The following is a 14,253-nucleotide window of genomic DNA, read 5'->3' as shown; positions in this document are numbered from 1 at the left end:
GCCTACTCCTTGGCGACGCGTTTCATGTCCGCATCCATCATCATGCGGATCAGGGTGTCGAGGTCGGTCTTGGGTTTCCAGCCGAGCACGCGCTGGGCCTTGGCCGGGTTGCCGAGCAGCACTTCGACTTCAGCCGGGCGGAAGAACGCCGGATCGATCTTCACGTAGTCGCGGTAGTTGAGACCGACATGATCGAAGGCGATGCGGCACATCTCGCGCACGGTGGTGGTGACGCCGGTGGCGACCACGAAATCGTCAGGCTTGTCCTGTTGCAGCATCAGCCACATGGCCTCGACGTAATCGCCGGCGAAACCCCAGTCGCGCTTGGCGTCGATGTTGCCCAGGGCCAGCTCCTGCTGTTTGCCCTGCTTGATCCGGGCTGCTGCATCGGTGACCTTGCGGGTCACGAATTCGATGCCGCGCAGTGGCGATTCATGGTTGAACAGAATGCCGCTGCTGGCGTGCAGGTTGAAGCTTTCGCGGTAGTTGACGGTGATCCAGTGGCCATAGAGTTTGGCCACGCCGTAAGGGCTGCGCGGGTAGAACGGGGTGTTCTCGTCCTGCTGCTCGGCCTGGATCAGGCCGAACATTTCGCTGGTGGACGCCTGATAGAAACGCGTGTGCGGGCTGAACTGACGGATCGCTTCGAGCAGGTGAGTCACGCCCAGGCCGTCGACGATGCCGGTGGTCACCGGTTGGTCCCAGGAGGCAGCGACGAAGCTTTGGGCCGCCAGGTTATACACCTCGTCCGGTGCCGACTTGATCACCGCGCGCTGCACCGAGCAGGCGTCGGCCATGTCGCCGTCCAGGTAAACGATGTCGGCTTCAACGCCCATCTCGCGCAGACGCCATCGCGAGTCGCTGCTGCGTCGTGCCACCAGGCCGTGAACCTTGTAACCCTTGTCGAGCAGCAGTCTGGCCAGATAGGCGCCGTCCTGGCCGGTGATCCCTGTGATCAATGCACTTTTTGTCATTCTTGTCGTACTCGCTTCTCCCAGTCGGACAGGATCGCCCGCAGGGATTGTTGTGTAGTGATTTGCGGCGTCCATCCTGTGGTCCGGGCGAGCCGTTGATGGCTGCCGCAGACGCGACGCTGATCCGCGCGACGCATGCGCGCCGGATCCTGAACCAGTTGCAGCTCGATCTCCGCCAGATCGCCCATCTGTTCGATGAGGCTGCGGATGCTTTGCTCACGACCTGAGCAAATGTTGTAGACCTGCCCCGGCGTGCCTTTTTCCAGCAACGCGAAGTAGGCCGAAACCACGTCGCCGACATCAAGGAAATCGCGGGTGACATCAATGTCGCCGACTTCCAGTTGCGGCGCCTGCAGCCCTTGCTTGATGCGGTTGATCTGCCGTGCGGCGCTGGCGATGACGAAGCTTTCTTTCTGCCCGGTGCCGATGTGGTTGAACGGGCGCGCCACCAGCACCGGCCAGCTTTCGCTCAACCCCCATTGCAGGCTGAGGAATTCGGCCGACAGTTTGCTCACGGCATAAGGGTTGCGCGGGCAGGGCGGTTGTTGTTCGGTGATCGGCAGTGCGGGTTCTTCGACCTGGCCGTAGACGTCGCCCGAGCTGACATACAGGAACGTGCCCTTGAAGCCGCGGGCCTTGAGGGCCTGCAACAGGTTCAAGGTGCCGAGCAGGTTGATGTCGAGGGTACGTGCCGGGTCGCGGAAAGCTTCGGGGACAAAGGTCTGGCCAGCCAGGTGAATGACCGCATCGGGCAGTTGCGGCCACAGATCGATGAGGCTGTCCGGTTTTGTCAGGTCATAGGCAGAGGCGGCAGGCAGCAGCTGCCACGACGCGTCTTCCCCTTGCAGACGTGACTGGATGTGTTGTCCCACGAACCCACTGAGGCCCGTGATGAACAGACTTTTTTTCAAACAGCGACCCCTTGGTCTTTAACTTTCACCATTTCCCACAGGCTTTAAGGGAATGTCTGTCAGACCGAGAGAGTATTCCGGCAGAACGAAGGGTGAAGTCATTGTTGTAGTTGTTTGGCTGCCAATCTGTGCCAATTACGTGACAATTTCAACAGGGCAAATCGTGACTGGTCAGTTCTCGTCAGAGTAGCCGGGTTTTTCTCGTCGGGCGGTTCCCGAATCCTCGGCGGATGTGTTTAGAATGCCCCTCGTCGCGATCCCCGGCGGCATTTCTCAAGGATCGTGCGACAGGGTCAAACCGAACATTAAAACAAGAACAGAGACGTGCCCGATGACGCAGGACGAACACCGCTGATACCGGTTCGATCCGACGCCCGGCCGTCATAGCGTGAAGCTGCCGGGATGGCGGTTTCACCGTGGGATGCCATGAATTTCATTCTCTACTCGGACGTCAACGACCGCTCCATCAGCCAGAGTCTCGGGCGTCCTGAATACAGTTATTACTTCGTGCTCAAGGCTTATCGCCCGGTGCTGGAAAGCCTTGGGCGGGTGCATGTGGTATCCAGTCGCGCCGAGGTCGATCCACTCTATCGAGCACTGCTCGGCGCCGGTGAAAGCAGCGTTTTCCTGTCCTTCACGCCGCCACAAAACACGCCGACCGACCTTGAGTGCCCGACGATCTGCGTGATCGCATGGGAGTTCGATTCGATCCCCGACGAGTCGTGGGACGATGATCCGCGCCACGACTGGACACAGATGCTCGCACGACAGGGGCGGGTCATCACGTTGTCGAGCCACACCGCCCGCGCGATTCGCCGCGCCATGGGCGAGGACTTTCCGGTACTCGTGCTGCCGACGCCCTTTTGGGAAAACTTCGCCGCCATCCGTGAGCAGCATGTCAGTGCGCCGATCAATCCAGGCGCGACCCTGGCGATCAAGGGCTGCATTTTCGACAGCCGCACGCTGGGACTGTCTGCCGACGATTTGCTGCCAAAACCGCTGACCGCCGAACAACTGGCTGAAATCGAGGCACTGCGCCCGCCACCGCTGACGGTCAAACGACGCCTGGTCATTGCCCGTCACTATCTGCGTCTGTGGAGGCTGGGCGCGGGTGAAGAACGGGTGAAATTCCTGCACCACTGGTACTGGGAAGGTGTGCAGGATCTGCTGTCGGACAGCGCACACGCCTGGCTTGAAAAACGTTTCCCGGCCATCGCCGCTCCGCCTGCGGTGGCGGTGGTCGAGCCACCCCCGCTGGATTTGCCGGACACCTCCTCGGAGGTCGAGACCGCGGTGGAAGGCGTGATCTACGTCACCGTGTTCAACCCCAAAGACGGTCGCAAGAACTGGCACCACCTGATCACCGCGTTCTGCTGGGCCTTTCGCGAAACGCCTGACGCGACGCTGGTGCTGAAGATTACCCAGAACGATCTGGCGTCCTACTACAGCGAACTGATGACCCTGCTTGCGCAACTGACACCGTTCGCCTGCCGGGTGCTGGTGATGCACGGTTACCTGGACGACGCGCAATACGCGCGGCTCTACCAGGCTGCGAGTTTTTACGTGAACGCCTCACGCTGCGAAGGCCTGTGCCTGCCATTGATGGAATTCATGTCCAGCGGCAAACCGGTGATCGCCCCGGACCACACGGCCATGGAAGATTACATCGATGACACGGTGGCCTTCGTCGTGCAGTCCAGCGAAGAGCTGACGATCTGGCCCCAGGACACCCGCATCCTCTACCGCACCCTGCGCTATCGGCCGGACTGGGCTTCGCTCAAAAGCGCTTATGAGAACAGCTACCGGATGGCCAAGGCGCAGCCGCAGGAATACGCGCGCATGTCTGCCGCTGCTATCGAACGCATGCACGACTACTGCGCGTTCGCCCCGGTGCAGCAGCGCATGGCGGAATTTTTCGGCCTCGTCCCGCTGGCTGCCGATGCCGCCCCCGTGACGGACAACGCCTCATGCTGATCATCATTCACTCGGAAACCAACCAGCACACCATCGCGCAGAACCTGGGTCGTTCGGAGTACAGCTATTACTTCGTGCTCAAGGAGTACCGCCCGGTGCTAGAACGCCTGGGGCGAGTAGTGGAAGTCGTCGATCCGGCGCGCGAAGTCGATGCGCTGTATCTGGAATGCCTGTCCCGTGGCGAGCCCTGCGTGTTCCTGTCGTTCTCGCCGCCGCACCGCACACCGATCCACCTGGCATGCCCGACGTTGCCGGTGTTCGCCTGGGAATTCAGCACCATCCCCAACGAACCCTTCGACAACGAGCCGCGCAATGACTGGCGCACGGTGCTCCGGGCCTGCGGCGCGGCGATCACCCATTCCACCTACACGGTCAACGCCGTGCGCGAGGCCATGGGCGCCGATTACCCGATTGTCGCGGTGCCCGCGCCGGTGTGGGATCGCTTCGCGGCCCGGGGCTCGCAGCTTCAGGGGCAGCCCTCGACAGGGCCGGTGCGCCTGACGATCAAAGGGCTGGTCGCCGACAGTCGTGAGCTCGATCTCGACGCGTTCGGCCCGAAACACCTGCGCCGTGGCAAAGGCATCGATTTCCAGGCGCCGGTTCGCGAGCAGGAGCTGCTGCTGGACGGTGTCGTCTACACATCGGTGTTCAATCCCGGTGACGGGCGCAAGAACTGGGAAGACATGCTCAGCGCTTTCTGCGTGACATTCCGCGACGTCGAAGACGCGACGCTGGTGCTCAAGCTCACGCACCACGATGCCGAAGAAGCGCTCGGCGACATTCTTCATCACCTGTACAAAAACCAGTCCTACCGCTGCCGCATCGTGTTGATTTACGGCTACCTCGCGGACGCGGACTACGAGCGTCTGGTGCAGGCCACCCGTTACGTGGTGAACACTTCCTACGGCGAAGGCCAGTGCCTGCCGCTGATGGAGTTCATGTCCTGCGGCAAGCCGGCCGTGGCGCCGCGCACCACGGCGATGATCGATTACCTGAGCACCGACAACGCGTTCCTGGTCGAGTCCACCGATGAACTCACCGCCTGGCCTCACGACCCGCGCAAGGCGTTCCGCACATTGCGCTACATGACCAACTGGGCGTCGGTCTGTGTGGCCTATCGCGACAGCTATGCAGTGGCGAAGAACGATCCCGGGCGTTATGCGCAAATGTCGGCGCAAGCCGTTGCCAGTCTCCAGGCGTTCTGCAGTCAGGCGGTGGCCGAGCAGCGTTTGCGTGATTTCCTCGCTCAAGTGCAGGAATCTCGCGCTGTCGCTGCAACGGAAGCCACGGGCACATGATCCGCGCATTGCTGAGGCGTTTGCGTCCGGTGGCGCGATCGGTGCCGGTCTCTTTGCCGGTTGCTGCGCCTGAACCGCTGGCTGCCGGCGTGTCGCCGCGGGACGTCGGCCTGCACGACGCCATGCTCGACGGCTGGTTTCACGGCGACAGTGGTGAGCTGCTCAAGGGCTTTGCCATTGACGCGGACGACACCCTGCTCGACGTGGGGTGCGGTGAGGGCGTGGCGACATTGTTCGCCGTGCGCCAGGGGGCCTCGGTGATCTTCACCGACAGCGAACACGACAAGGTGCGCGACCTCGCCCGGCAAGTCGAAGCGCAGAGCCGCAAGGCCAGCCTCGGCCTGGTCAGCAACAGTCTGCCACTGCCGCTGAGCGACGGCTGTGCAAGCAAGGTCGTGTGCATGGAAGTGCTGGAGCACATCGATCAGCCCGAGCCGTTCATGGCCGAGCTGGTGCGCATGGGCCGTCCCGGTGCGCTGTACCTGCTCAGTGTACCGGCGCCGGTGGGCGAGTATTTGCAGCAGGGCATTGCCCCGGCGGGTTATTACGAGTCACCCAACCATGTGCAGATCTTTACCCCGGAACGCTTCGCGGCACTGGTGGAGGATGCCGGCCTGGTGATCGAGCATCGCCAGGCCACGGGCTTTTTCTGGGTCATGGGCATGATCTTTTTCTGGGCCAGCGAACGGGCTGCCGGACGTGACCTCGGCGGGGCCGTGCGCGACCGGATCCAGGCGCCGTATCCACCATTGATGGAGAGTTGGGCCAGAACCTGGCAGGACTTGCTGGCGCAGCCCGATGGCTTGGCGATCAAACAGATGCTCGACCGTTTCATGCCCAAGAGTCAGGTGATCATCGCCCGCAAACCGCTCGATGCAGGACGTGTGTCATGAGCGGCAAGCGGATCATGGACATCGAAGTCCTGCGCGCTGTCGCGGTACTCGGCGTGCTGTTTCATCACTTGCAGGGCAGCCTGTTCACCGACCCGGTGCCGCTGCTTGAAAGGGTTCATGCCTGGGCGCAGCCGTGGTGGGGTGTCGACCTGTTTTTTGCGATCTCCGGGTTTGTCATCGCCCGCAGCCTGATCCCGGCGCTGCGCGGCTGCAGCAATCGCCAGGAGTACTGGGAGCAGACGCGCAATTTCTGGCTGCGCCGGGCGTTTCGTCTTCTGCCGTCGGCCTGGCTGTGGCTGGCGCTGATGCTGCTGGCGTGCGTGTTTCTGAATCGATCAGGCGCGTTCGGCACGTGGTCCGCCAACGTCCAGGCCACCCTGGCCGGGGTGCTGCAGTACGCCAATTTCCGCTTTGCCGATGCGTTCTTTCATTACGAATACGGCAGTAGCTTCGTCTACTGGAGCCTGGCGCTGGAGGAGCAGTTCTACCTGTTGTTCCCGCTATTGATCATGCTGTGCCGCAAGCATCTGGTGTGGGCATTGCTGGCGCTGGTGGCGGTGCAATTGTTCACGGTGCGCACGCCGCTGCTGATGGTGATTCGCACCGATGCGCTGGCGCTGGGTGTGCTGTTGGCCATGTGGAGCGTGCAGCCCGGTTATCGCCGCTGGGAGCCGGTATTCCTGCGGCGGCCATGGGCCGGAGTGTTCGCGCTGGTCGGCCTCGGAGCGCTGCTGAGTTTCATGGCCACCGACCGTTTCACTTTTGCCGGTTACCGCATCGGGTCTATCGCCGTGCTCAGCGCCGTACTGGTGTGGATTGCTTCGTACGACCGCAATTACCTGCTGCCGGCCGGGGGCCTGCAACGACTGATGGCATGGATCGGCAGCCGCTCCTACGGCATTTATCTGATCCACATCCCGGCCTATCAACTGGTACGGGAATTGACCTTCCGTTTGCAGGGCGCCGGGCTGCCGAGCCCGGCCGGGCATCCGATCGTGACGCTGCTGATAGCCGGTGGCCTGATCGTGCTGCTCAGCGAACTCAATTACCGCTTGATCGAAATGCCCATGCGCAATCGAGGCGCCACGCTGGTGAAACGCCTCGCCACCTCGCGAACCGTCGTCTCGTCCTCTGGAGCCACCTCATGCTGAGCCTTCTGAAAAAACTCACGGCGGCTCCGGCCCCCGCACAAGCTGTCGCACCGGTCGCCGACAAGGTGGACCCTTACATGCTCGGCCTGCACGACGCGATGCTCAGCGGCTGGTTCAACCAGGAAACCGGTGAGCTGTTCAAAGGCTTCCCGGTGACCGCCGATGACACTTTGCTCGACGTTGGCTGCGGCGACGGTGGCAACGTGCATTTCTGCGGCATGCGCGGGGCGAAGATCATCATCGCCGACATCGACGGCGCCAAGGTCGAAGCGACTCGCCAGCGCTTGAGCGATACGCCGGCGCGTGGCGTCGAATGCCATGTGACCGACTGCAATCCGCTGCCGATCGCCGATGGCACCGCCACTCGCGTGGTGTCCACTGAAGTCATCGAGCACGTCGACGATCCGGCGCAGTTCCTTGCCGAACTGGTGCGTGTCGGCCAGTCGGGCGCGCTGTATTTGCTGAGCGTGCCGCACCCCAGCTCCGAAGACCTGCAAAAGGACATTGCCGCGCCGGAGTATTTCCAGAAGCCCAACCACATTCGCATCATCAGCGAAGAGCAGTTCAAGGCGATGGTCAGCGAGGCGGGACTCGAGATCATCAGCCATAGCCAGTACGGCTTTTACTGGTCGATGTGGATGATGCTGTTCTGGGAAGCCAAGGTCGAATTCAGCAACCCGGATCATCCACTGCTCAACCATTGGGCCGATACCTGGCAAGCGGTGCTCGACTCGCCGCGCGGCGCGCAGATCAAGCAGGCGCTGGATGCGGTGGTGGCGAAAAGTCAGGTCATCATTGCCCGCAAGCCCTGAGCGCTTTTGTGTAACCTTGCAGCCTGATGTCTCAGGGATCTGCAAGGTATGCGCTTTATCATCGGGTGGTCAGCCCTGGTGGCTGTGTTGTTGCTGTGTGCTTGTGAACGACAGGACACAGTGCCGCTCGATCAGCAGCTCTACGTCTGGCAACGGCAATGGACGCCGGCCCATGAGCTTGCCCTGAATGACAGTCGCAACGACTTTTCGACGTTGCGGGTATTGGCGTTGCAGGCTTTCCCGAATGCCGGATGGAGTCGGGCACGCGTCGATTCTGCGTTGCTGAAACGCGATGCCCGGCCGTTGATCGCGGTGATTCGTCTCGACGGCCAGCTCAAGGCGCTCGACCCGCAAGCGGTCACGGCGCAAATCCTTCAAGTACTTGCCGATTGGCAAAGGCAGGGGCTCACGCTGGCCGGGGTCGAGATCGACCATGATGCCGGCAGTGCCCGACTGTCGGCCTATACCGAATTCCTCGCTCACTTGCGCGGCGCATTGCCGGCCAATCTGCCCCTGAGCATCACCGCGCTGCCTGCCTGGCTCGACAGCCCGCAATTGCCGGCGCTGCTGGCGACCGTCGATAGCAGTGTGCTGCAGGTGCACGCCGTCAGCGATCCGCGTCGCGGTCTGTTCGATCCCGAGCAGGCGCAGCGCTGGGCCAAGGCCTGGGGGCGGGTGACCGACAAACCGTTTTATCTGGCGCTGCCGGCCTACGGCGTGGCGTTGTTGGCGGATGCCGATGGCGCTCCGGTGGTGGAAAGCGAAGTACCGCTCGAACGGGGTGGCCAGCGACGCGAATTGCTCGCCGATCCGCAACAACTGGGCCGGTTGGCCAATGAATTACGCGAGAATCGCCCGGCGCACCTCGCCGGTCTGATCTGGTTTCGGCTGCCGTTGGCCAACGACCGCAGAGCCTGGAGCCTGAGCACGCTGCGCGCGGTCGCCCGAGGCGATGCATTGAGCAGCCAACTCGGCTTGGTGTTTACCGATCAAAACGGTCTACAAGACATCGCCCTGCGTAACGTCGGCAACCTCGACAGCGCCTGGCCCGCCCGCATCACCCTCAAGGTCCGGGGCTGCGAAGGCGCCGATGCGCTCGCCGGTTATGCGTTGCAACAGACTGCGGATCTGCTTACCTTCACCCGCCTGCGCGACGGCCGATTGCCGGCGGGCGGACAGCGTGCGATCGGTTGGGCACGCTGCGCAAATATTGATCAAGGAGGTTCGCATGTTGACCCGTAACTGGCCCCGCCATCTGCTTTGCCTGAGCCTCAGCCTGCCGCTGGGTTCGGCGCTGGCCTGCGGCCCGGATTTTCCGATGCGTCTGCTCGACGATCGCGGGCAATCGCTGGCGGAAATGCCGGAGGGCAACTTCAGGTTCGAGATCAGTCGCCTCGGCAAAACCATTGCCGGGCTGAAGAACGTCACTGCCGCCACCCACAATCCGGATGACATCTACGCCGAGGCGCCAGAACCCGCCGAGGTGCGCGCCAAGGCCGAGCAGATCGGCCTGACGCCTGAACAGCAAGTGCTGGTCAAACAACTGCGCAGCCTGACCGATGCACGTCAGGTTGAAGTGGAGGGCGCGAGCCTGCCGGCGGAACTGCGTCTGTATGTGGCGGGCGCCGTGGCGTTCGGCGCCGGTGACCATCAACTGGCTGTCGAGTATTTCCGCCAGTTGCTGGCGCTGCCGGCCGATCAACGTGCGTTGCGCAGCACCTGGGCCGCTTATTCGCTGGGCCGGGCGTTTTTTGCCATGAGCAGCGAAGCGGGCGATGCACTCGAAGCCTTGGAAAACGCCATCGAAGCCTTCCGTCAGACGCGGCAACTGAGCATCGACGGTTTCAGCGATCCGCTGGAACTCGGCGTGGCCAGCCTTGGCGAAGAAGCGCGAGCGCTGCGTACGGCGGGCAGTTGGGACAAGGCCATCGAACTCTATGCCACGCAAAACCTGCATGGCTCGAACGTCGGCTACACCTCGCTGAAGCTGTTGATGAACGATCTGGCCGAAGAGCCCGAGGATCGACTGGAGAAGTTGCTGCGTGGCAAAGCCGTTCAGCAACTGGTGACCGCCTCGCTGATCAGCCGGATCGGCTGGTCGTTCGGCGATGAACCGCCGAACGAGAAGAAGCTGGTCAAGGCCCTGCAAGCAAGCACGCGCGGCAGCCTCGATAACGCTGATCGATTGGCGGCGATGAATTATCAACAGGGCGATTACGCCAGTGCCAAGGTGTTCCTCGAACACGCTGGCGACAGCGGTCTGGCGTGGTGGCTGCGGGCGAAACTGGCGGTGCGTGACGGAGACAAGAGCTCGGCGGCTGCGGCTTATGCGAAAGCCGCGCAAGCGTTCCCGCAGGGCGAGTCCTGGGGCGAGCGGCACACCGCCGACTGGAATCTCGAAAGCGTGCAGCCCAAATGCCGGGTCGAGGGTGAAAGCGCGATTCTGGCGCTGCAACGTGGCGAGTATTTGCAGGCTTTCGATCAGTTGTATCGCAGCCAAAGCATTTACTGGTTCGACGCTGCGACCGTGGCCGAGCGAGTGCTGACGGTCGAGGAATTGAAAAACTATGTCGATAAAAATGTGCCGGCGCCGCCCGCGCTGAGCCAGCAGGATCGTGACAATTACGTGCCGCTGCCGGTGGCCGCCAGCCTGCGCAATCTGCTGGGTCGGCGTTTGTTGCGTGAGGGGCACTACGAAGAAGCGGTCGGTTATTTCGACAGCGCCGATCTGCAGAACAAGGCCCGGCTCTATGGTGAGCAACGCCTGAAGGCCGACTCGGCATGGTGGCCGACCAAGCGTGCCAGCGCGCTGTTCAATGCGGCGTGGACGGCCCGCGAGTGGGGCATGGACATCCTGGGCTACGAAATGGCCCCGGATTACGCGACATTCGGTGGCAACTTCAGTCTGGAAAACACCGAGCTGAAAGTCGGGCCGCTGGTGAGCGAAGCCGAGGTGAAACGTCAGAAGGCCAGTGAAGCGCAGCCGGATGAGCGCTATCACTATCGGTTTGTTGCCACAGCGCTGGCCAGCCGTGCGGCGGATAACTTGCCGCACACCAGCCAGGCGTTCGCCGCTGTGTTGTGCTCGGCGGCGGGCTGGAACAGCAGCCTGGAAGAGCAGAGCGCCTTGTACAAACGCTATGTCGATGAAGGGCCGTACGTCCTGTGGGCTGTGGATTTCGGCCATCAATGTCCTTATCCGGACTTCGAAAATGCCGACAAGCGCTACGTCACTCAGGTGACAGATTCGGTGCGTTCGACACTGCGGCCGTACAAGTGGCCGGTGCAGATCGGGGCGATCGTGGCCTTCACCGCGGTGGCGTTGTTGCTGATCACCCGCCGCCAGCGCAAGGCTCGCAAAACCTAAGCTTGCTGGACGAACGTCAGGCGCACGGCAAAGCCGATCAACAGGCTGCCGAACAGCCACTGTTGTACTCGCTGGGCCGTCGGGCTGTGTTTCAGCCAGCGGCCCAGCGCGGCGCCGGTCAGGGCGTAGGCGCTGTCGAACAGCAGGCCTGCGCCCACTAGCATCGCGCCGAGCACGGCGAATTGGGTCAGCACCGGTGCGCCATCTGCCACGATGAACTGCGGCAACAGCACCGAGCAGAACAGCAACGCTTTCGGGTTGAGCAGGTTGGTCAGCAGGCCTCGACGGATGGCTGCGTACCACTGCGCATGACTGTCCGTCACGGTGTCGGCGTCCAGATCCGGCAGCAGTGTGGTGCGCAGGCATTGAATGCCGATCCACAGCAAGTACGCCGCGCCGGCAATCCGCACGGCATCGAACGTCCACGGCGCCGCCTTGAACAGCGCCGCCAGCCCCAATGCTGCTAGCGCGACGTGGCAACCTCGGGCAATCGCAAGACCCACCGCCGTGGCCAGCGCTGCGCCACGACCCTGGCGGGCGCCGGTTTGCAATAGCAGGATCATGTCCGGGCCGGGCAGCAGATAGACCACCGCCAAAGCCAGGAAAAACAGCCAGAGACTCGCCATGTCGCACCCCTTTCGTTGTCGATTCGGTCGCCTCAGTCTAGGGCCGAAGGGCAGGGCAGGTGGTTGCGTAGTCAGCTTCTAAAGGCCGCTGAATTGGCATAATCTGCGCTCTTTTACCGCGTAAACCATCAGGATCTGCTTACCATGAAACTGGATGCCTTCGACCGCAAGATTCTCGCCGCGCTGCAACGGGACGGGCGCCTGAGCAATGTGCAGCTGGCTGACGAAATCGGTCTGTCGGCGTCGCCGTGTCTGCGCCGGGTGCGGATGCTCGAAGAGGCCGGGGTGATTCGCGGATACCAGGCCAATCTGGATCGCGATGAAGTGGGGTTGGGGCTGACGGTGTTTGTCGGGGTCAAGGTCGAGCGCCACAACGACGAACAGGCCGAGGCATTCCACCGGGCGGTGACGGCGTTGCCGGAGGTGATTTCGGCGTTTCTGGTGTCCGGGGAATCGGACTTTCTGCTGCAAGTGGTGGTGCCGGATCTGCGCGCCTATGACCGCTTTCTCACCGGCTGCCTGTTGAAGCTGCCGGGAGTAAGCGATATCCGCAGCAATTTTGCGATCCACACGGTGAAAACGCCCGGCGCGTTGCCGCTGGGGCATCTGCCGTCCTGATACTTCCCGCATTGCGCGGGAAGTATTCGCACAGTGCTTACATCTGCGTCGCCATCCCCTCGACATTCATCGCCGCCTGACGCAACGCTTCGGAGCGGGTTGGGTGAGGGTGACAGGTCAGGGCGATGTCTTCGGCCGAGGCGCTGAATTCCATGGCCACGCAGAACTCGCCGATCATTTCACTCACGCTCGGGCCGACCAGGTGCACGCCGAGGACTTCGTCGGTGCGCTCATCGGCGATGACTTTGGCAAAGCCTTCGGTCTCGTGATTGATCTTCGCCCGGCTGTTGGCGGTGAACGGGAATTTGCCGACCTTGTACGCCCGGCCTTCAGCTTTTAGCTGCTCTTCAGTCTTGCCGACGCTGGCCAGCTCCGGGCGGGTGTAGATTACGTTGGGAATCAGGTCGTAATTGACCTCGCCGGCCTTGCCGACGATCTGTTCGATGCAGGCCATGGCTTCGTCTTCGGCCTTGTGCGCGAGCATCGGCCCGGAGGTCACGTCACCGATCACCCACACGCCGGGTGCTTCGGTGCGATGCTGTTTGTTGGCGAGCATGCCGCGTTTGTCGGTGTTCAGGCCGACGTTTTCCAGGCCCAGGCCCTGGGTGTAGGGACGACGACCGATGGCCACCAGCACGTAATCGGCTTCAAGGATTTCCGCGCTGCCGCCAGCGGCAGGTTCGACGCTGAGCTGTACGCCAGTGTCGGAGGAGGTGGCGCTGGTCACTTTCGAGCTCAGCTTGAAGCTGATGCCTTGTTTGCTCAGTGAGCGCTGCAAAGTCTTGCCGGCTTCGCCGTCGACACCGGGGCAGATGCGGTCGAGGTACTCCACCACGGTTACTTGCGCGCCGAGCCGGCGCCAGACCGAACCGAGCTCGAGGCCAATTACGCCTGCGCCGATCACCACCAGATGCTTGGGCACTTCGCTCAAGGACAGCGCACCGGTCGAGTCGAGGATGCGCTTATTGTCGATTTCCACGCCGGGCAGGGGAGTGGGCTCGGAGCCGGTGGCGATGACGATGTCCTTGGCAGTCAGTTCGATCCGGCTGCCCTGATCGCCGGTCACGCTGACTTTTCCGGGGCCGTCGATGTGGCCCCAGCCCTTGATCCAGTCGACCTTGTTCTTGCGGAACAGAAACTCGATGCCTTTGGTCAGGCCGCTCACGCTTTCATCTTTCTGCTTCATCATCTGCGCAAGGTTGAGCGTGGGTTTGACCTCGATGCCGAGGTTGGCGAACTCCGCGCCCAGCGCCGCTTCGTAAAGCTCGGACGCATGCAAAAGCGCCTTGGACGGCATGCAGCCGACGTTCAGGCAGGTGCCACCCAGCGTGGCGCGGCCCTCGACGCACGCGGCCTTGAGGCCCAGCTGGCCGGCGCGGATCGCTGCGTTATAACCGCCGGGGCCACCGCCCAGAATCACCACGTCATAGTTGCTCATGCTCTTACTCCTGGCTGAAGGATGCGGATCGGTAAAAGTAGTTCGCACTGAAAATTACGAACGTAATATGTGCGTTTCCAGACATTTCGGTCAAGGCTTCAGGCAAGCGACAGGTTGCGCATCTTTGAATGATGCAAATGAGTACAAATATTTCACGACTTTCGTTATATCGTAACGATATGTGCAGTGAG

At 62.2% G+C, this 14,253-nt stretch carries 12 protein-coding genes; 8 read left to right on the top strand and 4 right to left on the bottom strand.

All coding sequences use genetic code 11. From position 1 onward, the window contains the following. Positions 1-2: 2 nt before the first annotated feature. Positions 3-974 (bottom strand): GDP-mannose 4,6-dehydratase, encoded by a 972-nt coding sequence (gmd, locus tag AC0R79_RS00875; protein ID WP_007954189.1) that lies wholly within the window; start codon positions 972-974, stop codon positions 3-5. Continuing rightward, positions 971-1,885, bottom strand: coding sequence for a GDP-mannose 4,6-dehydratase (locus AC0R79_RS00870; RefSeq protein WP_375744622.1), 915 nt, complete (start codon positions 1,883-1,885; stop codon positions 971-973). The genes gmd and AC0R79_RS00870 overlap by 4 nt, the downstream gene beginning before the upstream one ends. 426 nt (positions 1,886-2,311) lie before the next feature. Between AC0R79_RS00870 and AC0R79_RS00865 the strand changes: the two genes are divergently transcribed. The 7 genes from AC0R79_RS00865 to AC0R79_RS00835 are packed head-to-tail and all read left to right on the top strand — an operon-like array spanning position 2,312 to position 11,380. Further along, a complete protein-coding gene (locus AC0R79_RS00865; protein ID WP_474732795.1) occupies positions 2,312-3,859 on the top strand; it encodes a glycosyltransferase in 1,548 nt (515 codons plus the stop codon). After that, on the top strand, positions 3,853-5,157 hold the full coding sequence (locus tag AC0R79_RS00860) for a glycosyltransferase (RefSeq protein WP_474732793.1): 1,305 nt from the start codon (positions 3,853-3,855) through the stop codon (positions 5,155-5,157). The genes AC0R79_RS00865 and AC0R79_RS00860 overlap by 7 nt, the downstream gene beginning before the upstream one ends. After that, the gene (locus tag AC0R79_RS00855; RefSeq protein ID WP_474732791.1) at positions 5,154-6,050 is read left to right on the top strand and encodes a class I SAM-dependent methyltransferase; all 897 of its coding nucleotides are present in this window, start codon (positions 5,154-5,156) and stop codon (positions 6,048-6,050) included. The genes AC0R79_RS00860 and AC0R79_RS00855 overlap by 4 nt, the downstream gene beginning before the upstream one ends. Continuing rightward, on the top strand, positions 6,047-7,201 hold the full coding sequence (locus AC0R79_RS00850; protein WP_258712662.1) for an acyltransferase family protein: 1,155 nt from the start codon (positions 6,047-6,049) through the stop codon (positions 7,199-7,201). Before AC0R79_RS00855 ends, AC0R79_RS00850 begins: the two co-directional genes overlap by 4 nt. Then, the gene (locus tag AC0R79_RS00845; RefSeq protein WP_007954201.1) at positions 7,195-8,013 is read left to right on the top strand and encodes a class I SAM-dependent methyltransferase; all 819 of its coding nucleotides are present in this window, start codon (positions 7,195-7,197) and stop codon (positions 8,011-8,013) included. Before AC0R79_RS00850 ends, AC0R79_RS00845 begins: the two co-directional genes overlap by 7 nt. A 48-nt stretch (positions 8,014-8,061) precedes the next feature. Continuing rightward, entirely contained in the window at positions 8,062-9,255 is a 1,194-nt protein-coding gene (locus AC0R79_RS00840; protein WP_127800758.1) for a DUF3142 domain-containing protein, read from the top strand. Further along, positions 9,242-11,380, top strand: a complete 2,139-nt coding sequence (locus tag AC0R79_RS00835; protein ID WP_474732788.1) for a hypothetical protein — start codon at positions 9,242-9,244, stop codon at positions 11,378-11,380. Before AC0R79_RS00840 ends, AC0R79_RS00835 begins: the two co-directional genes overlap by 14 nt. On the opposite strand, the gene AC0R79_RS00830 is transcribed toward AC0R79_RS00835, so the two are convergent. Then, positions 11,377-12,006, bottom strand: a complete 630-nt coding sequence (locus AC0R79_RS00830) for a LysE family translocator (RefSeq protein ID WP_474732786.1) — start codon at positions 12,004-12,006, stop codon at positions 11,377-11,379. The genes AC0R79_RS00835 and AC0R79_RS00830 overlap by 4 nt on opposite strands. A 144-nt stretch (positions 12,007-12,150) precedes the next feature. On the opposite strand from AC0R79_RS00830, the gene AC0R79_RS00825 reads away from it, so the two are divergent. Further along, complete coding sequence (locus AC0R79_RS00825) at positions 12,151-12,624, top strand: Lrp/AsnC family transcriptional regulator (protein ID WP_007954205.1); 474 nt, start codon at positions 12,151-12,153, stop codon at positions 12,622-12,624. Positions 12,625-12,661: 37 nt separating this feature from the next. Here AC0R79_RS00825 and lpdA read toward each other — a convergent pair whose 3' ends face one another. Beyond that, positions 12,662-14,062: a dihydrolipoyl dehydrogenase gene (gene lpdA / locus AC0R79_RS00820; protein ID WP_474732783.1), complete on the bottom strand. Its 1,401-nt coding sequence runs from the start codon at positions 14,060-14,062 to the stop codon at positions 12,662-12,664. Positions 14,063-14,253: the final 191 nt, after the last annotated feature.

The organism is Pseudomonas sp. HD57-3 (assembly GCF_056113135.1).
The sequence above is the reverse complement of the archived record's forward strand: the minus strand, read 5'-3'. Positions and strand labels throughout refer to the sequence as shown.

What these genes read in the sequence shown, in the direction of transcription:
- AC0R79_RS00835 (WP_474732788.1), top strand. Translation starts at nt 9,242, where the DNA reads ATGTTGACCCGTAACTGGCCCCGCCATCTGCTTTGCCTGAGCCTCAGC.
- AC0R79_RS00830 (WP_474732786.1), bottom strand. Translation starts at nt 12,006, where the DNA reads ATGGCGAGTCTCTGGCTGTTTTTCCTGGCTTTGGCGGTGGTCTATCTG.
- AC0R79_RS00865 (WP_474732795.1), top strand. Translation starts at nt 2,312, where the DNA reads ATGAATTTCATTCTCTACTCGGACGTCAACGACCGCTCCATCAGCCAG.
- AC0R79_RS00840 (WP_127800758.1), top strand. Translation starts at nt 8,062, where the DNA reads ATGCGCTTTATCATCGGGTGGTCAGCCCTGGTGGCTGTGTTGTTGCTG.
- AC0R79_RS00860 (WP_474732793.1), top strand. Translation starts at nt 3,853, where the DNA reads ATGCTGATCATCATTCACTCGGAAACCAACCAGCACACCATCGCGCAG.
- lpdA (WP_474732783.1), bottom strand. Translation starts at nt 14,062, where the DNA reads ATGAGCAACTATGACGTGGTGATTCTGGGCGGTGGCCCCGGCGGTTAT.
- AC0R79_RS00850 (WP_258712662.1), top strand. Translation starts at nt 6,047, where the DNA reads ATGAGCGGCAAGCGGATCATGGACATCGAAGTCCTGCGCGCTGTCGCG.
- AC0R79_RS00825 (WP_007954205.1), top strand. Translation starts at nt 12,151, where the DNA reads ATGAAACTGGATGCCTTCGACCGCAAGATTCTCGCCGCGCTGCAACGG.
- AC0R79_RS00845 (WP_007954201.1), top strand. Translation starts at nt 7,195, where the DNA reads ATGCTGAGCCTTCTGAAAAAACTCACGGCGGCTCCGGCCCCCGCACAA.
- AC0R79_RS00855 (WP_474732791.1), top strand. Translation starts at nt 5,154, where the DNA reads ATGATCCGCGCATTGCTGAGGCGTTTGCGTCCGGTGGCGCGATCGGTG.
- gmd (WP_007954189.1), bottom strand. Translation starts at nt 974, where the DNA reads ATGACAAAAAGTGCATTGATCACAGGGATCACCGGCCAGGACGGCGCC.